Source organism: Actinomadura craniellae (assembly GCF_003289645.1).
Classification (GTDB): Bacteria; Actinomycetota; Actinomycetes; order Streptosporangiales; family Streptosporangiaceae; genus Actinomadura_D; species Actinomadura_D craniellae.
In genome coordinates, this window is record NZ_QLYX01000007.1 from 301298 (window position 1) to 324260 (window position 22963).

Genomic DNA, 22963 nt, shown 5'->3' on the forward strand with positions numbered 1-22963 from the left:
GCCGTGCGGCGGTCGAATCCGGGGGCGGACTCACCGATGATCGTGACTGCAGTCACGCCAACCCCTGGAGCCGATGATGACCGCCACCGACCCCCGCCCCGGCCCTCCCCCGCCTTTCGACCCGGAGCTGGCCCCGGCCCTGCGGGTCATCAACGAGTTCCTGGCGCCCGGCGCCTTCGGTGACGCCGGGGCCGTCGCGATGATGCGCCAGGCCGTTCCGAACGCCGGACAGCCCGCGAACGAGACGTTCGCCCGGGGCGGCGCGTTCGAGGTCGAGGAACGGACGGTGCCGGGCCCCGCGGGCGCTCCGGACATCTCCCTGCTGATCTGCCGTCCGGCGGCGGCACTGGACCCGACGCCGGCGATCTACCACATGCACGGCGGCGGCATGGTCGTCGGGGACAACCGGACGGGCCTGTCCGAGATCCTCGACCTGGTCAAGGAACTGGAGACGGCCGTGGTGTCGGTCGAGTACCGGCTGGCGCCGGAGACCCCGCACCCCGGCCCGGTGGAGGACTGCTACGCCGGGCTGGTGTGGACGGCCGAGCACGCCGCGGAACTGGGCATCGACCCCGAGCGGATCATCGTGGGCGGTGCCAGCGCCGGTGGCGGGCTGGCCGCGGCGCTAGCGCTGCTGGCCCGGGACCGCGGTGGTCCCGCCCTGTTCGGGCAGTTGCTGATGTGCCCCATGCTCGACGACCGCAACGACACCCCGTCGGCCCGCCAGATGGCCGGGCTCGGCGTCTGGGACCGCTCCTCCAACGCGGGCGGGTGGAGTGCCCTGCTCGGCGACGCGCGCGGCACTGACGGCGTCTCCCCGTACGCGGCGCCGGCGCGGGCCGCGGACCTGTCCGGGTTGCCGCCGGCGTACATCGACGTGGGCTCGGCCGAGACCTTCCGGGACGAGGACACCGCCTACGCCGGCCGCATCTGGCAGGCCGGCGGGCAGGCCGAACTCCACGTCTGGCCCGGCGGTTTCCACGGGTTCGACCTGATGGTGCCGCAGGCGGTGATCTCCCAGGACGCCCGGGCGGCCCGCACGCGGTGGCTGCGCAGGCTACTCGCGGCCTAAGGGAAGGGGACCGGCCGATGAAGGACCTGACGGTCCGCCTCGACGCGTTGGACCCGCAGGCCGGGGCGGCACTGCGGGTCATCGCCTACTTCGACGACCTGGTCGCCCACGGGGCGGGACTCCAGGCGATCGTCCGGGCCGCCGCGGTGCTGACCGCCGGTCCCGCCGCGCTCGTCGACGACGCCCGGCGGGTCCGCATCCGGGTCGACGGGGACGGGCACGCCGGGAAGCCCTCCGACGCCCCCGATCCCGCCTGGCCGAGCGTCCGGCTGGGATCGGGCGACGCGGTGCTGTGGCTGGAGTACTCCGGCCCGACCCGCCCCGTCGACGCCATGGTGCTGGAACGGGCGGCGGCGGCCGCCGCCGCGGTCCTGGACCGCACCCGCGGCCGGCGGGCGAACCCCCCGCAGGGCCCGGCCTCGGTGGAAACCCTCCTCGACCCGGCGACCGGACCGGAGGCCCGGGCGACGGCGGCCCGCCGGCTCAAACTGCCGGAGTCCGGCCAGCTCAGGGCCGTCGCACTGCACGGCGGGGACGCACTCGTCCACGGCGATCCCGACGGGGCGGCGGACGCCCTGCCCGAGGGGGCGCGTGCCGGGATCGGCCCCGCGGTGCCCGTCGAGGACCTGCCGGCGTCCTGGACCGCGGCCCGGCTCGCCCTGCGCCTGACCGCCGAGGGCACCCCGGGCGACCCCGGCCCCCGCGTGGTCCACGCGGACACGGCGGGCGGCCTGATGCTGCTGGCGCAGACCGTCGGCCCCGACACCCCCAGGATCCAGGATGTCGTGGCCCTCGAACGGGCCGCCCAGGCCGCCCCCTGGATGCTCGCCGCCCTCGACGCCCTCGCGAACGCCACGAGCCTGCGGGCGGCGGCCACGGCCCTGCGGGTGCACCACTCGACCTTGCAGGAGCGCGCCGCCCACGCCGAACGGCTGCTCGGCTGGCCCGTCAACGACGCCCCGGGCCGCCTCCGCCTGCACCTGGCCCTCGTCCTGCGCCGCCTGCACCGGGCCCCGATCTGAAGCGGCGGCCCAGGTCGCGCCGGGTCTTCGTCGCTCGAACCAGGCCGTGGTCGCGGCGCCGGTGAGTCCCGGCCTGCCGGGACCGTCAGCCGGTCCCGGTCATCGCCGTGAGGCGGCGGGCGAGCAGGGCGGCGGTCTCCCGCAGTTCCGCAGGTTCCAGCACCTCCGCCTCGAAGCCCAGCCGGGTCACGCGCACGGCGAGCCACTCCAGGTCCTCCCCGCCGACGACGAGCACGCACCACCCGTCGCGATCGTCCTCGACGCGCCCCACCTGGGGCGGCACCAGCTCCCGTACCTGGTCGGGCCGGGCGTGCAGGCGCACCCGGGCGAGATACCGGTACGGCGCCTCGGTCACGGACCGCTGCACGTAGTCGACCGGGTCCGGGTGCTCCCGCGCCCGGAAGCGCCAGGTCGTCGCCGCCACCTCGCGCATCCGGTCCAGCCGGAAGGTGCGCCAGTCGTCGCGGTCGACGTCCCAGGCCATCAGGTACCAGCGGCGGCCGGTGGCGACCATCCGCACCGGCTCGACCGTGCGCTCGCGCTCCCCGCCGTCGCGGCCGGCGTACCGGAACCGTACCCGCACGGCGTCGCGGCAGGATCGCGCGAGCGTCACCAGCAACTCCGGGTCGATCTCGACCCCGGGGCCGACCAGGGTCTCGGTGGCGCCGTGGACCGCCCGCACCTCGGCGCGCAGCCGGGGCGGCATCACCTGGTCGAGCTTCGCGAGCGCCCGCAGCGCCGCCTCGCCCGCCCCGGCGACCGTGCCCCCCGACGCCAGCCGCAGGGACACCGCCGTCGCGATCGCCTCCTCGTCGTCGAGGAGCAACGGCGGCAGCCGGGTGCCCGCACCGAGCCGGTAGCCGCCACCGACGCCCGCCGTCGCGTGCACGGGGTAGCCGAGCGTGCGCAACCGCTCCACGTCGCGGCGCACCGAGCGGTCGGTGACCTCCAGCTCGGCAGCGAGCTCGGCGGCGGTCCAGGACGGCCGGCGCTGTAGCAGTGCCAGCAACCGCAGCACCCGCTCGGTCGTCGCCTCGACGGTCACGCGCCCATCGTTCCACACATCTAGGAACGACCCTGTCCGCTATAGGCGGGAGGCTGGGGCCATGACCGAACAGATCTGGAACCCCCTGCTCCGAGACCAGCTCGCCTGGCTCTGGACCGGGCGGCTGCGCGATCGCCTCGACGGGCTCACCGACGAGGAGTACTTCTGGGAGCCGGCGCCCGGCTGCTGGAGCGCGCGCCCGCGCGGCACCGGCACCGCACCCGTGCAGGCCGGGTCCGGCGCGTTGACCATCGACTTCGCGATGCCGGAACCCGACCCGCCACCGTTCACCACGATCGCCTGGCGGCTCGGGCACGTGATCGTCGGTGTGCTCGCGACGCGCAACGCCGCGCACTTCGACCGCGCGCCCACCGACTACCAGTCGTTCGAGTACGCCCCGACCGCGACCGCGGCGCTGGCCCAGCTCGACGCGGAGTACGCCACCTGGCTGGCCGGGGTCGAGTCCCTCGGCGAGGCCGGTCTCGCCCGCCCGTGCGGGGAGGCGGAGGGGCCGTACGCCGAGCATCCGCTGGCCACGCTGGTGCTGCACATCAACCGCGAGATGATCCACCATCTGGCCGAGGTGTGCCTGCTCCGCGACCTTTACCTGCACACCCGACAGGAGGCGAGCTGAGATGGCCCGCGACGTTCAGATCACCTTCGACTGCGCCGACCCGGCCGCCCTGGCGGCGTTCTGGGCCGAGGCCCTCGGCTACCGGCTGCAGGACCCGCCCGGGGCCTTCGAGTCGTGGGAGCAGGCCCTGGAGGCGCTGGGCGTGCCGCCCGAGCACCGTAACGACGCCTCGGCGGTGGTCGATCCCGGAGGCTCCGGACCGCGGCTGTTCTTCCAGCGGGTGCCGGAGGGCAAGCAGGCCAAGAACCGCGTGCACCTCGATGTGCGGGCCGCCCCCGGCCTCGAGGGCGACGCGCGGATGACGGCCCTGGAGGCGGAGGCCGAACGGCTCGCCTCCCACGGCGCCACCCGGCTCCGGCGTCACGAGCCCGCTCCCCCACTCGACGCCGGTCACATCATCATGGCCGACCCCGAGGGCAACGAATTCTGCCTCGACTGACTAGCCGCGCGCCCCGACCCCCGCGGTTCCGCCTCCACGCCTGGCCTGAGCCGGTCAGGCCGCGTAGTTGCGTACCAGCCGGAGCGCGTCGGCGGCGTGCGGCCCCTCGGTGGCGAGGCCGGTTTCCTCGGGGGCCAGGCGGCGGGCGCCGACCCGGCAGAACTCCGCGGCCGGGCCGGTGATCCGCGTTGGGGCGGCCGGGTCACCGAAGGTCCAGCGGGCTCCGTCCGGTGCGGTCAGGTCGCAGTGCACGGGGGTGTCCGGGAGGCCGGCGAGGGCGAAGGCGTAGGGCAGTGTGCGGTGGGCCAGCCAGGCGATGTGGCGCAGCCGGGCCGTGTCGGGATAGGGGATGCCCAGCGGGACGGTGATGTCCTGGGCGTGCGCCCAGTGCTCGGCGATCCGGGTCGTGGCCAGGGTGCGCGGGGACAGCGTGGCCCGCACCCAGGACAGGCGCGTGCCCGCGGGGTGGGCGCGCAGCGCGTCAGGGGTGGCGAAGGCGGCCTTGCGCCAGCGCGCCAGCAGGTCGGCCGGCGAGATTCCGCGCTCGGCGGCGACCATGTCCTCGACCACGCCGTCCACGGTGGCTTCGGCGGAGGTGAGGTAGACCTTCCCCGCGACGCTGGATCGGTGGTCGATCGCCTCCTCGGTCTGGGCGAGATGCAGGACGACGTCGGCGACACTCCAGCCTTCGGCCGCGGAGGGGTGGGCCCACTGGTCCGGGGTCAGAGCAGCCAGGACCGCGTCCAGCTGACGGTATTCGGCGGTCAGGTCGTCGAAGACATCCACCATCCCACCACCATACCGAACGACATTCGGTACGGATGGAGTTTCGCTGGCGGCCGGCGTACCCAAGGTGGCACCTCCGGCGCTGTCCGCTCAGTGTTCAGGCTCGTCGGGCGGATCCGCGTTCCAGACGGCGGGTAGCGGTTCCTCGCACATCGCGCAGACGAAGTGGTCGTCTTTCACGATGTTGAGCTGCCGGCAGTGGAGGCAGCGGCGGAAGACGATCGGCCGGGTGAAGGATCCGGGGTGATCGAGACCGGCGTTGTCGAGCGCTGCCTGGACGGCGGTCCACGAGGTGACGTCGGGGCAGTAGCCGGTGGACTGGTTGCTGATCTCGCTCACCCGCCATCCGTCATGGCTCCGCGCGAAGGTGATCTCTCCGGCGCCCAACACCGGATCGCCACCGGCACAGGCGATGTGTTCGCTCCGCCGCGGGGCGAGGCGAAGGGTCGCGGTCGTGTCGACGACAAACGTGAACGGCTCCTCGCGCTCCGGTTCGTCCTGTTCCGCCAGCCAGGTGGCGAGATCGTCGCGGGAGGAGATCGGACGTCCCAGCCCGTCCGGCCGTACCTGCTCGCGGAGTTCGGCCGGGCCGACGTACCGGTAACGCCGCTCCAGCGGCAGAACGGGCAGGGACGTCCCGTGAACATGGACCCGCGCAGAACGCATGCCCCACAGACTTACATGATCACAGTTGGTGTGGCGCCTTCTTTATCGGCGGGCCTGCCCGTCAGTGGGCGAAGAGGGTGCTGGCGAGGGCGACGTGGACGGCGGTGCCGCCGAAGATCGACAGCAGGACGTTGCGTCGCCACAGGTGCAGGGCCACGGTGCAGGCGAGCGCCAGCACGGTCGGCCCCGCCCGGTCGGGTGCCTGTGGGTCGAAGGCGCGCAGGGTGTAGCCGGTGAGGATGACCATCACGCCGACCGGCATCACCGCGCCGAGGTAGGCGATCAGCGGGCTGGAGCGCAGCGGTGCCAGGGCGGCGAAGGGCAGGGCGCGCAGAGCCCAGGTGACCGCGACGGCGACGGCGACCGCGGCGATCAGGTAGCCGGTGTCAGGCATGGGTGCTCCCCCTGCGCGTCCAGGCGTGGCGGGCCAGCAGGCCGGCGGTGAAGAGGGTGAAGGCCACCGGCAGCATCTGGTCGGGGAAGGCGAACCGGCCGACCAGGACGCATGCCAGTGCCAGCAGCGGGGTGGGGATGTCCCGGCGGTCGCGGAAGGCGTCGATGGCCAGGACGGTGAACAGGGCCGTCACCGCGAAGTCCAGACCGGTGACCTGGGCGGGGACGACCGAGCCGAGCAGGGCCCCGGTCGTCGCCCCGCCGGCCCAGTAGAGGTGGACGAACCCCTGGAGCCACAGGATGCGGCGGCTGGAGAAGGAACGGGCGGCCTCGCCGGCGGTGACCGCGTACGCCTCGTCGGTCAGGGCGAAGGTGCTGTACCCCTTGCGGAGGCGTCCCCGCACCCGATGCAGGGGGAAGGACAGGGCGTAGAAGACATGCCGGCAGTTGACCAGGAACGCCGTCACGGCGATCGAGGCGAGCGGTGCGGCGGCCAGCACCAGGCCGAGGAAGAGGAATTCCAGGGAACCGGCGAAGATGAGGCTGGAGAAGACGCTCGCCCACCACCATTCCAGGCCGGAGTGGACGACCAGGACGCCGAAGGCGACGCCTATCGGGAACGCGCCCAGGCCCACGGAGCCGGAGTCCTTCAGCGCCCGCACCAGGTCGGGCACCAGCCCGCGGTCGGGCACGGGGGCGGCGGGGAGAGGGCCGGCGCGTTCGGCCGAGGGCATTGCCATATCGGCAATTCTAGAAATAATCCCGCCTTATATGGTTTCGAAATATAACCCTAGAATCCCGATATGAGCAATGAACGGGAACTCGATCGGATTGATCGCGATATCTTGTTCCATCTCCAGCAGGATGGCCGGCTGACCAACGTGGAGCTGGCCAAGCGGGTCGGGCTGACTCCCCCGCCCTGCCTGCGCCGGGTGAAGCGGCTGGAGGAGGCCGGGATCATCACCGGCTACCGGGCGCGCATCAACCCCGAGGCGTTCGGCCGGGGGCTGGAGGTCACGGTCTCCATCGAGGTCTCCGTCAGCGACCTGAAGACCCTGGAAGGGCTGGAGAGCACGATCGCGGCCTACGAGGAGGTGGTCGAGTTCCGCCGCGTGTTCGGCACCCCCGACTACTACCTGCGCGTCCTCGTCGCCGACTACGCCGCCTACGAGGCCTTCCAGACCAGCAAGATCATCGGAATTCCCGGCGTCGCCCGCGTGATCTCCCAGCCCACCATGAAGAAGATCAAGGTCATTGACTGAACCGGTCGCGGTTGCCGGAAGACGAAGGCCCCGCCGGGATGATCCCGGCGGGGCCCGACGTCCGTGTCCGGTGTGCGGGTCGCCTCTCGGCGAAAGGCACAACGCGGCTCCAGCCGAACGGTAGTCCGCGAAGGCTATAGGTGAGGCCCGGGGACACCAGGCACACCGGCCACAGGCGGTACAACTGACCAGCCCCCCGGAATGTTCCCGACCCTGGGGAGCATCAGTCAGATGTATCGGCTGCCGGCGCCGGCCAGTTGCGGAGCGCGATGTCGAGGGCGTCCAGCATCCGCCGCCAGGAGTCGTCCGCACCGCGCGGGTGGTAGCGGAACCCTCCGGTCTGCTCCAGGCTCACGAACCCGTGGAAGGCGCTGCCCAGCATGCGTACCGCGTCGGTCTGATCGGGCTCGGCCAGCGCGTAGCCGCGCAGGATCGCCCGCATCATCTCCGAGTGCCGGCGGGCCGCGCTCGCTTCGGCGGTCTCCGGGTCGAGCGTGACCCGGGTGGCCGCATACCTGCCCGGATGCTCTTCGGCGTAGTCACGGTAGGTGTCGGCGAAGGCGATCAGCGCGTCCCTGCCGGCCCGTCCCGCCAGTGCCGTCGCGGCCCGGTCGGCGAGCTCGGCCAGCGCCAGCACGGCCACCCGGACCCGCAGCTCGTGCGCGTTCCTGATGTGGGAGTACAGGCTCGCGTCCTTCACGCCGAACCGGCGGGCGAGCTCCGAAACCGTCATGTTCTCCAGCCCCACCTCGTCGGCCAGCTCCGCGGCCGCCTCGGCCAGCCGTCCGACGGTCACTCCGGCACGCGCCATGGATCACCATCCTTCCTAGGGCTCCTAGGATAATACTTAATCGTTTGTGGTATCCAGGGGAGGGGCATAGTCTCCTGGCTATGAGAAAGATTTCCGAGAGCGAGATTCGCGGCTCCTTCGTCAACTGCACCAAAGGCGAGGTCAAGCGCCTCGCCGTGCCCAGGGACCTGGCCACCCGACCATGGGACGACCTGGACTTCCTCGGCTGGCAGGACCCCGCCTCGCCGCACCGCGCCTATCTGGTCGCCGAGCACGGAGGCCGCCTGGCCGGAGTGGCACTGCGCCGGGCCACTCCGCACGCCGGACACGCACGGCGGAGCATGTGCTCGCTCTGCCTGACCACGCACACCGGCGACGGCGTGTCGCTGATGACCGCCCGCCGGACCAGGGGCGACGGCAACTCCGTGGGCGCCTACATCTGCACCGACCTGGCCTGCTCGCTCTATCTGCGCGGCAAGAAGGACGCCGGGCTGGGCGGGCTGATACACGAGTCGCTCACCCTCGAAGAGAAGATCAGCAGGACCGCGGTCAACGTGACCGAGTTCTTCCAGAAGGTGACCTCGTGACCGGTCACCGCAGGCGTCGCGCTCGCAGGACGGTGTCGTGGGCGTGGTGCGTGCCGGCGGGGGCGGGGGCGGTTCTCGGACGGGTTTCGTCGATCAGGACGGTCCAGCCGTGGCCGAGGAACTCGGCGACCTCGCCGGGCTGGTAGTAGTCGCCGGGGTCGAAGCCGTGGTCCTGACCCGGGGGCAGATCGGCGGGATCATGGCCGACGAAGAGCAGGGTGCCACCGGGTGCGACGGCGGCCAGCAGGCCGCGCAGCGCGGCGTGGTCCGGCTGGTGCACGAGCGGGAAGTACTGGGCGGACACCAGGTCGAACGCGCCGGCCGGGGGTGGCGCGACGGTCAGGTCGGCCCGTGTCCACGCCACCCGGTCCGCGAGGTCCGCGGCCGCGGCGGCGGCGCGTTGCAGGGCGATCTGGGAGATGTCGACCCCGGTGACCTGCCAGCCGCGCCGGGCCAGCCAGAGCGCGTCGGCGCCTTCACCGCAGCCCAGGTCGAGCGCCTGCCCCGGCGGCAGGTCGGTGGCCTCGGTGACGAGCACCCCGTTGGGTGCGCCGCTGAAAAGCTGGTCGCGGCTGAGGTATCGCTCGTCCCAGAACTGGGCGTCCATGGTTCTCTCCTCGGTGGTCGGTGGAGGGGGTCACGGACCGTCGTTGAGCCGTCGTGACCGCCTCCGGCACCAACCTGCCCCCACCCCAACCTGCTGGCAAAGTTCTTTGCGGAAAGTGCAAAACATCAGGCACTGTGCATGTATGAACGACGAGTTCGACGCCGTGCTGGCCGGGATCGGACCACGGCTGCGCGAGTTGCGGCGCCGTAGCGGAGCCACCCTGAGCGCCCTGTCGGAGACCACCGGTATTCCGGTCAGCACCCTGTCCCGGCTGGAGTCCGGGCACCGCAAGCCGGGCCTGGAACTGCTGCTGCCCCTGGCCAGGGCCTACCAGAAGCCGCTCGACGAACTCGTCGGCGCCCCGGCCGACGCCGACCCCCGGGTGTATCCCCGGCCGGTCATCCACAACGGCATGACCGTCATCCCGCTGACCCGCAAACCCGGCGGGCTGCAGGCGTTCAAACAGATCCTCCCCGCCGGCCCGGACCGCTGCGAACCCGATCCCCGCTCCCACGAGGGCTACCACTGGCTGTACGTCCTCAACGGACGGCTCCGCCTCATCCTCGGTGACCAGGACTTCGTCCTCACCGCCGGCGAGGTTGCCGAATTCGACACCCACCTTCCGCACTGGTTCGGCAACGCCGACGCCCGGCCGGTGGAGTTCCTGAGCATCGTCGGCCCGCAGGGCGAACGCTTCCATGTCAAAGCCCGCTTCCGGCCCACCTGACCCCTGGGCGGTATCGGGCCCGCCCGGTCTTCGACGGCTTCACCGCCCTTCCAGCCCGCGCCGCGGAGTGACGAGGCCGGATTCGTAGGCGAACACCACGAGTTGGGCGCGGTCCCTGGCATGCAGCTTGTTCATCGCCCTGCTGACGTGCGTCTTCGCGGTGGCCGGGCTGATCACCATATGGGCGGCGATCTCGTCGTTGGACAGGCCACGGGCGACCAGCGCGGTGACCTCGCGCTCGCGGTTGGTCAGCACCTCGATCCCCTCCGGCGCGGGCTCGGGGCGGCGGGCGACGTACTCGCCGATCAGGCGGCGGGTGATCGTGGGAGACAGCAGCGCGTCGCCGCGGGCCGCGACCCGGACGCCCTGCAGCAGGTCGGCGGGCTCGGTGTCCTTGACCATGAAGCCGCAGGCGCCGGCGCGGAGCGCGTTGAAGACGTACTCGTCGAGGCCGTAGTTGGTGAGGATCACGACGTGGACGTCGCTCAGCCGTTCATCGGCGGCGATCAGCCGGGTCGCCTCGATACCGTCCATCACCGGCATCTGGATGTCGACGAGAGCGACGTCGGGCCGGTGTTCGAGGGCGAGCGCGACGCCTTCCTCGCCGTTCGCCGCCTCGGCCACCACCTCGATGTCGTCCTCGATCTCCAGCAGGGCCCGGAAACCGCCGCGAATGAGGGCCTGGTCGTCCACGAGCAGCACGCGGATCACGGCGCCTCACCAAGGGGAAGCTCGGCGCGCACGGTGAAGCCGCCCTCGGGGCGGGGCCCGGCCCGCAGCCGGCCGCCGAGCGCCGCGACGCGCTCGCGCATGCCGAGCAGGCCCGTGCCGGGTACGGGCGGCGCGTCCGGGTCGGCCTTGCCGTCGTCGTCGACCTGCACGACCAGTTCCCCGGCCGTGTAGTCGATGCGCACCGCCGCGGCCGCCTCGCCGGCGTGCCTGGAGACGTTGGTGAGCGCCTCCTGGACGATCCGGTACGCGGCCCGGTCCACCTCGGCCGGCAGCTCCCGTCGCGTGCCGGAGATCGTCACCGTGGCCGGTAGCCCGGTCGAGCGGGCCCGCTCCACCAGGTCGTCGAGCCGGTCGAGGCCGCTGGCCGGGGCCTCGCCGTCGGGGCGGTCGGGGTCGCGTAGCACCTCCAGGGTGGCGCGCAGCTCGCGCATGGCGTCGCGGCTGGCCTCCTGGATGGCCAGCAGCGCGGGGGGCACGTCCTCGCCGCGCCTGCGCGCCAGGTGGACGGCCACCCCGGCCTGGACCTTGATGATCGAGATGCTGTGCGTGAGCGAGTCGTGCAGTTCCCTGGCGATGCGCAGCCGCTCCTCGCCCGCACGGCGCCGGGCCGCCTCCTCACGGGTGCGCTCGGCCTCGGCGGCCCGCTGCTCGGCCTCCTCCAGGTACGCCTGCCGGTGCCGGGTCACCGTCGCCACCACACCGGCCGCCACGAACCAGCCGACCAGCAGTGTGGCCTTCTGGAAATCCTGCTCGGACCCGCCGGAGCCGGACAGGCTCACGGCCCCCAGGAAAACCGCGCCCACCAGCGCCGCGGCCAGCCAGTGACCGGCCCTGACCGCCGCGAACACCGACACCAGCACGGGAAAGGCGGCCGCCGGGCCCGGCTGGACGTGCACCTCGACCACGAGCATGCAGGCCGTGCCGGCGAGCAACGACACCAGGGGTGCCCGCCGCCAGGCGATGAGCGCGAGCGAGCCGGCGAGCGCGGCCGCGAGGTCCAGCGCACCCGCGCGCGGCGTGTTGAACACGATGGCCGACAGCAGGACGGCCATCACCACGGCGAGCAGGCTGTCCTGGGCGAGCGGCCGCCACCGGTCCATGAACCTCATTTGCGCAGATTAGGGCCTTTTCCGCTGGGGGTCTTCCGCAGCATGTCGTAATAAATCACTACTCCCTGCGATGTAGTAGGGCTGATCCTAGGCACCATCGAGGAGAACGTGCGTCTCGGCTGTCCCGACGCCGGCGAAGCCGAGGTGCGGGCGGCGGCGACCGCGGCACGGCTGGACGACGTGATCGAGCGGCTGGGCGGCGAGCGTCGGTGAGGGCGGTGCGCTGCTGTCAGGTGGCGAGCGCCCGCGCGAGCTGCTGCGCCGCGGTGGCCGCTACGCCGAGTACTGGAAGATCTCCATGGCGCCGGTGGCGGGCGAATGAAACCCTCACGGCAGGGTCAGGATGCGGGGGCCCTGGTCGGTGATGGCGACGGTGTGCTCGATGTGGGCGGCCCGGCTGCCGTCGGTGGTGCGCAGGGTCCAGCCGTCAGGGTCGGTGCGGTAGGTGTTCTGCCCACCGGCCATGAACATGGGTTCGATGGCGAGCACCAGGCCGTGGCGGAGGGGGAAACCGCGTCCGGGGCGGCCGCGGTTGGGGAGATGGGGGTCTTCATGCATGCTGCGGCCGATGCCGTGGCCACCGAAGTCGGCGGGCATGCCGCAGCCCGCCTTGCGGGCGACCCTGTCGATGGCGTGGGAGATGTCACCGAGGCGGCTGCCGACCTGGGCGGCGGCGATGCCGGCGTCGAGGGCCTGCCGGGTGGCGTCGATCAGGTCGAGGTCCGTGGGGCGTGGGGTTCCCACGGTGAAGGTGATGGCCGCGTCGCCGGCCCAGCCGTTGAGCTGGGCGCCGCAGTCGATGCTCACCAGGTCTCCGTCGCGCAGCCGGTAGCCGGTGGGGATGCCGTGCACCACGGCGTCGTTGACAGAGGCGCAGATCACGGCGGGGAAGGGGACCGGGGCGAAGGACGGCCGGTACCCCAGGAACGGGGAACCGGCCCCCGCCTCGGCCAGAACCGCGCGGGCCGCCTCGTCGAGTTCCTGCAAGGACACCCCGACGCCGGCCGCTTTCTGGACCGCGGCCAGGGCGTGGGCCACCACACGCCCGGCTTCCCGCATCGCGTCCATCGCCGCATCGGTCTTGATCTCCACCATGTGCCGTGACTCCCCGCCCCAACCGAATCCAATACTTATACCGGTATTAGTATCACGGTCGTGGAGTGCGCCTTCGGCCGGTGGTACCCGGCCGTCTCGATCACGGCGCGGCCAGGCGAGGCGGTCATGCACCGAGGTCGATGTCGCCGGGCCAGGGCTTGGTACATACAGCCGAGAGCGGCGTTGTGCCCCACGGCGACCCGGACCAGGTCGAGGCGTGTTCGGTCTGGAGAGGGTCCGATCAGTCGCCTCGGCCGGGATCGGGCGCATGTTCTCCCGCGCCGGGGGGCGGGGCGCGGTGGGCGGCGAGGATGATGGTCAGGTCACCGACCGCGGAGGTGGCGAGTTTGTGGTTGGCGGCATCGTAGCCGCGGGTGGTGCGGGGGTCGGCATGGCCGGCCAGGTCCTGCACCCGGGGCAGGGGAACGCCGCGTCCCAGCAGGGTGGTGATGACGGTGCCGCGACCCGAGTGCGGGCTGATGCGGGCGGCGACGGGCAGTCCGGCCTGGCTGGCCAGGGTGCGCAGGGTCGTGGAGACATCGCGTTGGCGCAGGGGCTTGCCGCCGGGTTTGGCCGGGTCGTGCGGGTGCGGGGTGGTGGCCAGCAGCGGCCCGTCCAGTTCCTCGGCCGCGACGCCCAGGCGGGTGGCGCGTAGGCGCAGGTAGGTGGTCAGCGGGCGCAGCACCTCGCCGTCCAGGCGGACGTAGTCACGGCCGCCGCCCTTCTTGGCGAACCGCAGCACCCGGTAGCCGGCCTCGGTGTCCAGGTCGGCGGTGGTGGCGCCGGTGATCGCCGAGACGCGGACCGCGGTGTAGAACAGCAGCGCGACCACGGCGGCGTCCCGCCAGGCGGCCTCGGTGTTCAGGGTCGCGGCGCGGTGTTCGGCATGGTCGAGCAGCCGGGCGGTCTGCTCCTCGCTCAGCACGGGGGCCTTGGTGGTGGTGCCGGCCACCTTGGGGGGCTTGACGGCGGCGGCCGGGTTGCGGTCGCAGGCGTCGTTGGTCAGCAGGTAGGCGTACCAGGAGGAGACCGCCGACAGCCGGCGCGCCACCGTGGCGGGTTTGGCCGGCCGCGCCACCTGGTCGTGGCCGGTGGCGGTCTGCAGCGCCTTCCAGGCGTCGACGTCGGCACGGCGGGCGGCCAGCGGGTCCAACATGGTGCGCCGGCACCAGTCCAGCCAGTTCGTCAGGTCGCGGTAGTAGGCGCGGCGGGTGGCGTGGCTGGGCAGCGATTCCAGCCACAGCACGGTCAGCGGCGCGACCCCGTACCGGTCGGCCGGATCCGCGGCCGGCAACGCGGGCAGCAGGGCCACCGCGGCGGTGAGCGCGGCGCGCAACCGCCGCGGGTCGGCCGGGTCGGCCGCGGGCAGCCCCGCCGGGGCCGGTACCGCGAGCGACGGGGTGGCCGGTGGTTCGGCCAGGGCGGGAACCGGGTCCTCGGTCACGTGCCGTTCTCCTTGGGAGCCGCTTGACGCTCGGACCCGGGTTCGTTCTTCACACCCGGGTCCGCCCCGACCCTACACCGGGATAACCGTCATTATCCCGGAGCCTCACACGAATTGTATTTACGCGTTTCGCGACACGCTTTAGTTATTACGCGTGTGGATGCGCGGAAAGATGGATAGCCTTGCGGGCATGGTCAACGATCTTCCCTCGGTGCCCGGCTCCGAGGACCTGCCCGACGGTCCAGCCGCTCAGGACAGGCCACGGGCCGGAGTGCAACCGGCCGGGACGTGCGCGCTGGACGGCTGCAAGCTGCCGGTGCCCTCCGGCAGGCGGGGGCGCCCGGCCAAGTACTGCAGCAAGGCGCACGCCGACCAGGCCAGCCGGGAACGGCGCGCCGCCGATGTGGCCGCGGTGGAGGAGCCACTGCGGCAGGCCGAGGCGTTGGCCCAGACGGTGCCCGCGGCGATCGCCGGGCTGCAGGAGTACTTGGAGCGGTTGCAGGTGCTGCTGGCCCAGGCGCAGGACGGGGCGCTGAACCGGGTCAACCGGGCTGAGGCCGAAGCCCGGACCGCCCGGCAGGCCGCCGCCGACGCCGACGCGCGTGCCGAGGCCGCCGAGCGCGCCCGCACCGAGGCCGAACAGGCCACCGCCGACGCCCGCCGTGCCCGCACGGAGGCCGAGCGGGCGGCCACCGCGGCCCGGGCGGCCACCGAGCAGGCCCGCGCCGATGCCACCACCGCGATCGAGGCGCACCGGCAGGCCCGCGAAGCCGCCCGGCAGGCCCAGACCACCGCCGAGAGCGCCCGGGACGCCACCACCGCCGAGCTGCGCCAGACCCGCCAGGCGCACGAGAACGAGTTGGGCCGCCTGCACGACGCCGCCCGCGCCCAGACCGATCAGGTCGAGCGGCTCCGCGCCGACCTGACCCGCGCTCAGGACGCGTTGACCACCGCCCGGGAAGCGCTCGCCGCCGCCGGCGGGGAAACGCGGGCCCAGCAGATGCGCGCCGAGGCGGCCGAACGCGCGGCCGCAACCGCACAGCGCGCCCAGAGCGCGGCGGCCGACCGGGTGCAGGAACTCGGCGGGCAGGCCGCGGCCTTGCAAGCCGGCCTGGACCGGGCCGGCCGTGACCTGGCCGAGGCTCGCGCGACCCTCGCCTCCACCCAGGCCCTGCGGTCCCATCTGGAGGCTGATCTGAACGCCGCCCGCGCCGACGCCGCCGCCCAGCGCGAACGCGCCGCCCGCGCCGAGCAGGACCTGGCCGCCGCCTCCACCCCGGCCGGGACCTCGGTGGCCAGTGCCTCCGGTGATCCTGGCGGTGATGGCCAAGTGGGCCCACCCCCGTCGTGAGCGGGCGAGCCGGGTGAACGCGCCGGTCCTGGGGCCCCGGACTCGTTCATCGACGCCGACGAAGCCGAATCCTGGTGGTGGACGAACACCTCAGACCCCAGCCGATGGCCGGCTGCGCTCGCCGGGGACGTACCCGACGCCATCGGCCTTCTAGTACCGCGACGGCGTTCGGGACGAGGATCCGGTGAGATTGGCGCGGATGGCGGCGGCGCCGGATTCGGTGAGCCAGTCGGCGAGGGTGCGCAGTCCGGGGTGGATGACGCGCAGCGCTTCGATGTCGGCGTGCCAGCGGTAGCCGGCCTGCCAGCGCTTCTTGGTCTCGGCGATGTCCGTGCCGAGCGCGGCGACCTCGTCGTCGGTGAGCTGCTCGTAGCGGGTCGGGAAGCCGGTGGCCTCGGTGATCGCGGCGGCGGCCTCGACCGGGGTCGGTTCGTCTCCGGCCAGTTCCAGGGTCCGTCCGGCGAACCGGGCCGGGTCGGCGAACGCGAGCGCGGCGAACTCGGCGATGTCCTCCAGCGCGATGATCTGCATGGGCTCGTGCGGGGGGAAGAGGTGCCGGTGCACGCCGTGGGAAATGCCGTCGAGGCCGACCACGCCGGCCACGAGGTAGTTGGTCATGAACCGGACCGGGCGCAGCACGGTGGGCAGCGCGATGTGGTCGCGCAGGTACTCCTCGATCAGTGTCTTCCCCTCCGCCCCCCGCGACGCGGCCGAGGTCGAGGCGAGGGTGCTGAACACGACCTGCTCGACTCCCGCCGCGGCCGCGGCGTCGATCAGCGTTCGGCCGCGGGCCGCTTCGAGCTCCGTTTCGGGTCCGGCCTGTCCGTAGGCCACGGGCGGTACGCCGAACACGGCGGCAACGCCGTCGAGCGCGGGCGGCAGGCTCGCCGGATCGTCGAAGTCGCCGCGCACGAGCTGGGCGCCCGCGGTGGCCAGTGCGGTGGCGGCCGGCGTGGTCAGGTCGCGGACCAGGGCCCGGACCGGCCGCCCACCGGCCAGCAGCCGCCGGGCGGTGGCGCCGCCCTGCTTGCCGGTGGCGCCGGTGACGAGGATCGGGGAGTCGGGGTCGGCCGGTGTCGCGGTGGTCATGGTGCCCTTTCCGGAGATGGTGGATGATGCTGGCACGATCCGGAATGCTCCACCCGTTTCAACCCGCGGACAAGGATTACGTGACATGACGACATCACCGGCACCGGGTGCGGCGCCTGCCGGGCGCGTCGACGCCCGCCGCAACCGGGAGATCGTGCTGCGCACGGCGAAGCGCGTGTTCGCCGAGGAGGGGCTGGAGGTGTCACTCGGCCAGATCGCGCAGCGCGCCGGGGTCGGCGCCGGAACCGTCTACCGGCACTTCCCGAGCAAAGAGATCCTGATCGAGGCGGTGCTCGCCGAACACATCGAGGGGCTGGTGGCCGCCGCCGATCGGTGGGCCGCCCGCGCCGCACCCGGTGACGCGCTGTTCGGGTTCCTGCTCGAAGTGATCGAGAAGTCGGCGGGCCGCCAGCACCTCTGCGACGTGCTCACCACCGACCGGGGCTGGCCGCGCGCCGTGCTGGCCGCCGCGGCGCAGCGGTTCGGCGAGTCACTGGAACGCCTGCTGTGCGACGCGAAACAGGCCGGTGCGATACGCGCCGACGTACGGGCCGACGATCTGTCCGCGCTGGCCGTCGGCGGCGCCGCGCTGCGTTCGGCACACCGGGACCGGGCACGCGGCACGCGGCTGGTGCGGATGCTGCTGGACGGGTTGCGCGCCCCGGCCGTCACGAAAACCCAACCGTTCCGTGACACCCCCTCCCTCCCCGGTCACGAAACCACCGCCCTGAGGTACTGCGTGGAATGCGGCGAGCAACTGAGCGTCCGTGCCACCGGACGGCCACCCCGCTACTGCGGGCCGACCTGCCGCCAGCGCGCCCACCGGCGCCGTCTCATCGCCTGAGCAGCCTCGCTACGGGGGAACCCCAGGCATGCAGGGTGGGCCGGTCGTGGTTCGGTTCGGCCGAGTGGACCGCTATGGTCGTCCGCCGGATGTCTGGTCGCCGGGCGCCTGGACCGGGGATGCCGGTGCGGCGAGCTCGGCCAGATGGTGCAGCGAGTTGATGAGATGCCCGGGGCCGAACGGCGGGAACCGCAGATACTCCCGGATGGACTGCGGCACCGCCGACCAGTCGTAGGTGAGCGTGACCTCGGTCTCGGACGGACCGAGCGGCGCAAGGTCGTAGCGCCAGATCCAGCCGCCGAACTCCAGGCGACCGTCGCTCTTCTCCGTCCCGGTCAGCCAGCCGATGGCGCGCGGCAAATCGAGCACCGCAACCTTGTTGGCCACCCGGTAGTCACCGTCCGGGTGGCCGGCGTGGTGCATGTCCATCCGGAAGACCTGCCCCACCTCGGTCAGCGGCGCCCGGTCGGCGGGTTCCTGGACCCAGCCGGTGCCGTCGATCGCAGCATGGGTCGTCGGGTCCGCCAGCACCGCGAACACCCTCGTGGCGGGCGCGGCGACGGTCAGGGTGGCGCTCACGTTCTCCTGGTCCATGGTGTGGACGCTCCTTGTCATCTCATGTGGCGACGACCGGCCGTTGCCGGCCCCTCACCTTGGCTACGAACGCACTCGACGCCGATCGACACCGCCGCAGAAAAAATCAGAAGACGTACTCGCCCCGACCGCGGCCACGAAGCTGCTAGGGATGCTGATGTACGTGATCCCGGCCGTCACCCGCCGTCTGCCCGCCTGACCCTTCGAAGGGGTTCGCCTTGAAGAAGTACCTGCTCGCCGTCCAGTTCGACGAAAGTGCGCCGGCGCCGTCCGAAGGGGAACTGCAGGAGCAGATGGCCCGGACGACCAGGGTCACCGACGAGATGCGGGCCGCCAGTGCGTGGGTGTTCGTCGGTGGCCTGCTGCCCTCGCACGCCGCCACGGTCGTCCGCCCCGGCGACGGCACGACCACGATGACCGACGGCCCGTTCGCCGAGACGAAGGAGCAGCTCGGCGGGTTCTGGGTGATCCGGTGCGACGACCTTGACCAGGCGCTGTCCTGGGCCGAGAAGTGCGCGCTGGCCTGCGGGTGCCCGATCGAGGTGCGCCCGTTCGAAGACGCGCAGCGGGACTGAGCACGGATGGATCTGGACAGCATCTACCGGGCGGAGTACGGCCGGTGCGTGGCCACGCTGACGCGCCTCCTCGGTGACATCGGGCTCGCCGAGGAGGCCGTGCAGGACGCCTTCGCGGTGGCCGTCCACAAGTGGGATGAGATGCCACCCAATCCCGGTGCGTGGATCGTGACGACCGCCCGTAACCGGGCGATCGACCGCCTGCGCCGGGAATCCACCCGCCAGGCCCGCCACGCCCAGGCGCTGCTGCTGCACCGGCCCGACGAGCCGAAGGAGGTGGGACCGGTGCGCGACGACCAGCTCCGCATGATCTTCACCTGCTGCCACCCGGCGCTGTCTCCGCTCGCGCGGACCGCGCTCACCCTGCGCCTGCTCGGCGGGCTGGAGGTGGCGGAGATCGCGCGGGCCTACCTGGTGCCGGAGGCGACCGTCTCCCAGCGCATCGTCCGTGCGAAGAAGAAAATACGCGACGCCGGCATCCCCTACCGGGTGCCCGACGCCGCCGCGCTCCCCGATCGGCTGGCGTCGGTGCTCACCGTGCTCTACCTGGTCTTCAACGAGGGGTACACCTCCATGTCGGGAGAGCTGCTGCGGACGGACCTGTGCCTGGAGGCCGTCCGCCTGGCGAGGGCGCTCGCCGAGCTGATGCCCGACGAGCCGGAGGCGATCGGGCTGCTGGCGCTGCTCCTGCTCACCGAAGCCCGGCGGCCCGCGCGGGTGGGGCCTTCGGGTGAGCTGGTGGTGCTCGCGGAGCAGGACCGGTCGTTGTGGAACCGGGAGCTGATCGCCGAGGGGCACGAGCTGGTGCGGTGGTGCCTGCGCCGTGCCCGACCGGGGCCGTACCAGTTGCAGGCCGCGATCAACGCCGTGCACACCGACGGGCCGGCGACCGACTGGGCGCAGGTGCTGGCGCTCTACGACCAGCTGATGCGACACACCCCGACCCCGATCGTGGCGCTCAACCGCGCGGTCGCCGTCGCCGAGGTGCATGGACCGGCGCCGGCGCTGGCCGCCATCGACGAGCTGGACCTGCCGGGCTATCACCTGCTGCCGGCCACCCGCGCGGACCTGCTCGCCCGCCTCGGCCGTACCGCCGAGGCTGTCGCCGCCTACGACGAGGCGATCACCCTGGCCACGAACGACACGGAACGAACCTTCCTGGAGACGCGGCGGGCGCGCCTGACCCCGGACGACTGACCACCGCCCGGCAAGCTCCCCAGGTCAGGCCAGGTTTGGCGGCTCATCACCCGCTTCCTGGATGGGGCCCCTCAAGGCGGTCCCGTCGCGGTGGGCACGGATGAGCGTGATCACGGTGTCGGCGGTGCGGTCGAGATGGCTGCGGCCGTCGGGCAGGTGTGCCTTCGGGCTGATGTAGCTGGTCTCGCCGAAGTGGGTGGCCGGGTCGAGCCGGTGCACGGTGATCTTTCCGGCGCGGGCGGCCCGGTTCCATCCACTGAAGAAGAGCAGCCGCCAGCGCGGCGGGAAGATCCATGAGCAGAGCCGCTCGACCCAGTCACCGCCGCTGGTGAGCTGGTGCAGATGCTGAGCGTGGACGAGATCGTTGGCACCGTTGTGGAACCCGCCGATCGTGATCAGCAGGAGCGGAGCGCGCAGCTGGGTGTGGAGATCTTCGACGGCGCCGGTGGCGACCTGGGCGCCTCCGCTGTAGCTGAGCAGCACCACGGGTATGCCGCTGTCGGGCCGGTAACCGGCGAGTTGCAGTTGGTCGGCGATCTGGGCGCCCACGGCGTGGTTGTACAGGGAACGGTACCGGCGGTCGGCGGCGACGAAGACCTGCATGACGTTGTGCAGGAACAGCACGAGACCGATGTGGCCGCGGAGCCATTCCCACACGGGCCGCTCGACGAGCGGGTCGGCCAGTGGTGAGTAGGGCTGCACCTGGCCCAGCACGCGCAGTTCCGGGGCTCTGGCGATCAGGGCTTTGACCAGCCTGCCCCCGTCACGGGTGTCGCGGAAACGACGTTTTCCCACGCCGTCCAGATAGACGAGGTAGGCGCCCGGAGGGCGGTCGGGGTCCGCGCCCCGGGCGTAGGGCATGTTCTGCGGGAGCTCGGCGGTAGGAGTTCGCCAGCCGGTGGTGTAGACCATCACCTCGTAGCGGGCGAGCAGGGCTTCGGCGAGCAGGACCGGGCCGAGCACCAGGACGAGGATCGGGAGTTCGATCATGCGAGCGACCTCCGTATCTCGATGACGCTGATCCGCACGACCAGGCGCCGGATGACTTCGACGGCGACGCCGAGCCCGACCCCGGCGGCGGCCACGCAGCCCGCGGCGGCCCACCAGCCCAGGCCCGTCGCCGTGGCGAGCGGGGCGACGAGGCCGCTCCCGACCGCTACGAAGAGCAACAGGTGCAGCAGGGGCCCGAGCAGCGGGAACGCGAGGATCGCGGCGAAGACCAATGGAGCGACCAGGTCGGGTGTCCAGGTCAGCACCCTGCCGTCCGGCGGTGGGGCGAACGGCATCAGTTCGGCGAGGGTCCATGCGGTCAGCGGCCACAGCGCGAACACGGTGCCCTCGACCACGGCACCGGTGAACAGCAACCCGGCCATCAGCGGCGGTGACACGTCGGACCGGCGGGCCGCCACGGGCAGGGCCCGCCCGACGGCCTCGGACAGCCCGGCGACCAGCAGCAGGACGGTGACGGCTGGTGACATCGGTCAGCGCTCCCTTGGCGAATCGGCCAGGCCCGGCCGGGTGGCCCGGGTGAACCGGCGCAGGCGGCGCTCCAGTTCGTCGGCGGCGCGCAGGTATCCGCCGGCCTCGCGCTGGGCGACCTGCAGGGTGGCCGCCGCGGCCTTGAAACGCGGCTCGTCGAGGAGGCGGCGGGCGAGGGCGTGCACGGCTTCCGCCGCGGCGTCCTGGGGTCGGATCGACAGGCCCACGCCGAGCTCGGCGACCCGCCGGGCCACCAGCGGCTGATCCGCGGCGTGCGGGACCACCAGCATCGGAACCCCGGCGTACATGGCCTCGTTGACGCTGTTCATTCCGCCGTGCGTGACGAACAGCGCGGCACGCTCCAGCACCTCCAGTTGCGGCAGGAAGCGGCGGGCGAGCACGTTGGCCGGCAGCGGCCCCAGTGCGGCCGGATCGGTGTGCCCGGTGGAGATGATCACCGTGCCGCCCAGGGGTGCGAGCCCGACGGCGAAGTCGCGCAGCAACCGGCCGGAGTCGATGAGCGTGCCCAGCGAGGCGTACAGCACCGGGGCCCGCAGGTGGTCGGCCGGGAACGACGGGTCGGGCGGACGGGCGCCGATGCTCGGGCCGACGAACCGGTACGACGCGTCGAAGGTGCCGGCGCCGGGCTGGAACGCGCTCGAGGTGTAGACCAGGTTGAGCGGCTGGCGTATGTTCGCCCAGTCGTGCAGGGGCAACCCACGGGTGTCGTAGCGACGGTACAGCTCCCACCGTGACCGTGTGTAGCTCCGGACGTTGCGGGGGCTGGTCGCCGCTGCGGTCAGCAGTTCCCGCGAGGCGTGGGTGGGGCTGGGCGTGTGCCGGTTGAAGGCGAATGTGGTGAACGACGATGCCGCGGGCACGCCGAGTTCGCGGGCGGCGACCGCGCCCCAGGGGCAGGTGGAGCCGTGCACGATCAGGTCGGGCCGGACCCGGCGCAGCTCGGAGAGCACGGCGGGCAGCACGTCGAGGGCGGTGCGCGCGAGCGCGTCCAGCAGCGTGACCGGTGTCGGCGGATCGGGGAGCGGCCGGTCGCTCTCGGGGTAGCGGTGCACGGTCGCGCCGGTGGCCTCGATCTCCTTCGCGAACGCGGGCGAGGTGTGGTACGTGACGGAGTGGCCACGGCGCACGAGCTCGGCGACGACCGGCAGCGTCGGATTGACGTGCCCACGCATGGCGATGTTGAGGAACGCGATGGTGCTCACCGGCCACCCCCCGAATCGGTATTCATCTCCTGGCTACGACCAGACGGCCACCGGATTTGTGACAGGTTCGGCCTAACTATTCGGTGAAGCCGTCCCGCTCGACGTCACCAACGCCCGGATCATCGGCCTGGGCGGCGAACCGTCCGCGGGGGTGCCGCGTCTGATCCGGTATGGAGGAGCTCTCGGCCGACCAGAGATTGA

General features: G+C 72.5%; 27 protein-coding genes. 11 read left to right on the top strand and 16 right to left on the bottom strand.

The window, feature by feature from the left end; translation table 11 throughout:
• Positions 1–76 precede the first annotated feature (76 nt).
• Together DPM19_RS17625 and DPM19_RS17630 are read left to right on the top strand one after the other, a co-directional pair.
• Positions 77–1072, top strand: coding sequence for an alpha/beta hydrolase (locus tag DPM19_RS17625; RefSeq protein WP_111869098.1), 996 nt, complete (start codon positions 77–79; stop codon positions 1070–1072).
• A 17-nt stretch (positions 1073–1089) separates the two neighbouring features.
• Positions 1090–2094, top strand: a complete 1005-nt coding sequence (locus DPM19_RS17630) for a helix-turn-helix domain-containing protein (protein WP_111869004.1) — start codon at positions 1090–1092, stop codon at positions 2092–2094.
• An 85-nt stretch (positions 2095–2179) separates the two neighbouring features.
• Here DPM19_RS17630 and DPM19_RS17635 read toward each other — a convergent pair whose 3' ends face one another.
• A complete protein-coding gene (locus tag DPM19_RS17635; protein WP_111869005.1) occupies positions 2180–3139 on the bottom strand; it encodes a helix-turn-helix transcriptional regulator in 960 nt (319 codons plus the stop codon).
• A 61-nt stretch (positions 3140–3200) separates the two neighbouring features.
• On the opposite strand from DPM19_RS17635, the gene DPM19_RS17640 reads away from it, so the two are divergent.
• Positions 3201–3773: a DinB family protein gene (locus tag DPM19_RS17640; RefSeq protein WP_111869006.1), complete on the top strand. Its 573-nt coding sequence runs from the start codon at positions 3201–3203 to the stop codon at positions 3771–3773.
• A 1-nt stretch (position 3774) separates the two neighbouring features.
• Positions 3775–4212, top strand: a complete 438-nt coding sequence (locus DPM19_RS17645) for a VOC family protein (RefSeq protein ID WP_111869007.1) — start codon at positions 3775–3777, stop codon at positions 4210–4212.
• A gap of 54 nt (positions 4213–4266) precedes the next feature.
• Here DPM19_RS17645 and DPM19_RS17650 read toward each other — a convergent pair whose 3' ends face one another.
• The 4 genes from DPM19_RS17650 to DPM19_RS17665 form a co-directional block, all read right to left on the bottom strand.
• Positions 4267–5001 (bottom strand): maleylpyruvate isomerase family mycothiol-dependent enzyme, encoded by a 735-nt coding sequence (locus tag DPM19_RS17650; protein ID WP_233510235.1) that lies wholly within the window; start codon positions 4999–5001, stop codon positions 4267–4269.
• 87 nt (positions 5002–5088) lie between these two features.
• Positions 5089–5664, bottom strand: coding sequence for a hypothetical protein (locus DPM19_RS17655; RefSeq protein ID WP_111869008.1), 576 nt, complete (start codon positions 5662–5664; stop codon positions 5089–5091).
• A gap of 61 nt (positions 5665–5725) precedes the next feature.
• On the bottom strand, positions 5726–6058 hold the full coding sequence (locus DPM19_RS17660; protein ID WP_111869009.1) for a branched-chain amino acid transporter permease: 333 nt from the start codon (positions 6056–6058) through the stop codon (positions 5726–5728).
• Positions 6051–6797, bottom strand: coding sequence for an AzlC family ABC transporter permease (locus tag DPM19_RS17665; RefSeq protein WP_233510236.1), 747 nt, complete (start codon positions 6795–6797; stop codon positions 6051–6053). Before DPM19_RS17665 ends, DPM19_RS17660 begins: the two co-directional genes overlap by 8 nt.
• A 63-nt stretch (positions 6798–6860) precedes the next feature.
• Here DPM19_RS17665 and DPM19_RS17670 point away from each other — a divergent pair, with 63 nt between their 5' ends.
• Positions 6861–7319 (top strand): Lrp/AsnC family transcriptional regulator, encoded by a 459-nt coding sequence (locus DPM19_RS17670; protein ID WP_111869011.1) that lies wholly within the window; start codon positions 6861–6863, stop codon positions 7317–7319.
• Positions 7320–7542: 223 nt separating this feature from the next.
• Here the strand turns inward: DPM19_RS17670 and DPM19_RS17675 are convergent, their stop codons facing one another.
• Positions 7543–8130: a TetR/AcrR family transcriptional regulator gene (locus DPM19_RS17675; protein WP_111869012.1), complete on the bottom strand. Its 588-nt coding sequence runs from the start codon at positions 8128–8130 to the stop codon at positions 7543–7545.
• 80 nt (positions 8131–8210) lie between these two features.
• On the opposite strand from DPM19_RS17675, the gene DPM19_RS17680 reads away from it, so the two are divergent.
• On the top strand, positions 8211–8696 hold the full coding sequence (locus tag DPM19_RS17680) for an FBP domain-containing protein (RefSeq protein WP_111869013.1): 486 nt from the start codon (positions 8211–8213) through the stop codon (positions 8694–8696).
• A gap of 4 nt (positions 8697–8700) precedes the next feature.
• On the opposite strand, the gene DPM19_RS17685 is transcribed toward DPM19_RS17680, so the two are convergent.
• The gene (locus DPM19_RS17685; protein ID WP_111869014.1) at positions 8701–9303 is read right to left on the bottom strand and encodes a class I SAM-dependent methyltransferase; all 603 of its coding nucleotides are present in this window, start codon (positions 9301–9303) and stop codon (positions 8701–8703) included.
• A gap of 142 nt (positions 9304–9445) precedes the next feature.
• Between DPM19_RS17685 and DPM19_RS17690 the strand changes: the two genes are divergently transcribed.
• On the top strand, positions 9446–10030 hold the full coding sequence (locus tag DPM19_RS17690; RefSeq protein ID WP_111869015.1) for a helix-turn-helix domain-containing protein: 585 nt from the start codon (positions 9446–9448) through the stop codon (positions 10028–10030).
• A gap of 39 nt (positions 10031–10069) precedes the next feature.
• Here the strand turns inward: DPM19_RS17690 and DPM19_RS17695 are convergent, their stop codons facing one another.
• The 4 genes from DPM19_RS17695 to DPM19_RS17715 form a co-directional block, all read right to left on the bottom strand.
• Positions 10070–10741, bottom strand: a complete 672-nt coding sequence (locus tag DPM19_RS17695; protein ID WP_111869016.1) for a response regulator — start codon at positions 10739–10741, stop codon at positions 10070–10072.
• A complete protein-coding gene (locus DPM19_RS17700; RefSeq protein ID WP_111869017.1) occupies positions 10738–11871 on the bottom strand; it encodes a sensor histidine kinase in 1134 nt (377 codons plus the stop codon). Before DPM19_RS17700 ends, DPM19_RS17695 begins: the two co-directional genes overlap by 4 nt.
• 327 nt (positions 11872–12198) lie before the next feature.
• Positions 12199–12966, bottom strand: a complete 768-nt coding sequence (map, locus tag DPM19_RS17710) for a type I methionyl aminopeptidase (RefSeq protein WP_111869018.1) — start codon at positions 12964–12966, stop codon at positions 12199–12201.
• A gap of 241 nt (positions 12967–13207) precedes the next feature.
• Complete coding sequence (locus tag DPM19_RS17715; protein WP_111869019.1) at positions 13208–14410, bottom strand: tyrosine-type recombinase/integrase; 1203 nt, start codon at positions 14408–14410, stop codon at positions 13208–13210.
• A 190-nt stretch (positions 14411–14600) separates the two neighbouring features.
• On the opposite strand from DPM19_RS17715, the gene DPM19_RS17720 reads away from it, so the two are divergent.
• Complete coding sequence (locus DPM19_RS17720; protein ID WP_111869020.1) at positions 14601–15761, top strand: coiled-coil domain-containing protein; 1161 nt, start codon at positions 14601–14603, stop codon at positions 15759–15761.
• Positions 15762–15911: 150 nt separating this feature from the next.
• Here DPM19_RS17720 and DPM19_RS17725 read toward each other — a convergent pair whose 3' ends face one another.
• A complete protein-coding gene (locus DPM19_RS17725; RefSeq protein ID WP_111869021.1) occupies positions 15912–16850 on the bottom strand; it encodes an NmrA family NAD(P)-binding protein in 939 nt (312 codons plus the stop codon).
• A gap of 85 nt (positions 16851–16935) precedes the next feature.
• Here DPM19_RS17725 and DPM19_RS17730 point away from each other — a divergent pair, with 85 nt between their 5' ends.
• Entirely contained in the window at positions 16936–17694 is a 759-nt protein-coding gene (locus DPM19_RS17730) for a TetR/AcrR family transcriptional regulator (RefSeq protein ID WP_111869022.1), read from the top strand.
• Positions 17695–17766: 72 nt separating this feature from the next.
• On the opposite strand, the gene DPM19_RS17735 is transcribed toward DPM19_RS17730, so the two are convergent.
• Positions 17767–18288, bottom strand: a complete 522-nt coding sequence (locus DPM19_RS17735) for an SRPBCC family protein (protein ID WP_199485141.1) — start codon at positions 18286–18288, stop codon at positions 17767–17769.
• Positions 18289–18506: 218 nt separating this feature from the next.
• Here DPM19_RS17735 and DPM19_RS17740 point away from each other — a divergent pair, with 218 nt between their 5' ends.
• Positions 18507–18863 carry a YciI family protein gene (locus DPM19_RS17740; RefSeq protein ID WP_111869024.1) on the top strand — a complete coding sequence of 119 codons (357 nt, stop codon included), beginning with the start codon at positions 18507–18509 and terminating at the stop codon, positions 18861–18863.
• Between the two features lie 6 nt (positions 18864–18869).
• Positions 18870–20060 carry an RNA polymerase sigma factor gene (locus tag DPM19_RS17745; RefSeq protein ID WP_111869025.1) on the top strand — a complete coding sequence of 397 codons (1191 nt, stop codon included), beginning with the start codon at positions 18870–18872 and terminating at the stop codon, positions 20058–20060.
• A gap of 24 nt (positions 20061–20084) precedes the next feature.
• On the opposite strand, the gene DPM19_RS17750 is transcribed toward DPM19_RS17745, so the two are convergent.
• Genes DPM19_RS17750 through DPM19_RS17760 form a run of 3 tightly spaced genes read right to left on the bottom strand, consistent with a single transcriptional unit; the run spans position 20085 to position 22762 of the window.
• Positions 20085–21050, bottom strand: a complete 966-nt coding sequence (locus tag DPM19_RS17750) for a hypothetical protein (RefSeq protein WP_111869026.1) — start codon at positions 21048–21050, stop codon at positions 20085–20087.
• On the bottom strand, positions 21047–21538 hold the full coding sequence (locus tag DPM19_RS17755) for a hypothetical protein (RefSeq protein ID WP_111869027.1): 492 nt from the start codon (positions 21536–21538) through the stop codon (positions 21047–21049). Before DPM19_RS17755 ends, DPM19_RS17750 begins: the two co-directional genes overlap by 4 nt.
• 3 nt (positions 21539–21541) lie before the next feature.
• A complete protein-coding gene (locus DPM19_RS17760; RefSeq protein ID WP_111869028.1) occupies positions 21542–22762 on the bottom strand; it encodes a macrolide family glycosyltransferase in 1221 nt (406 codons plus the stop codon).
• Positions 22763–22963 lie beyond the last annotated feature (201 nt).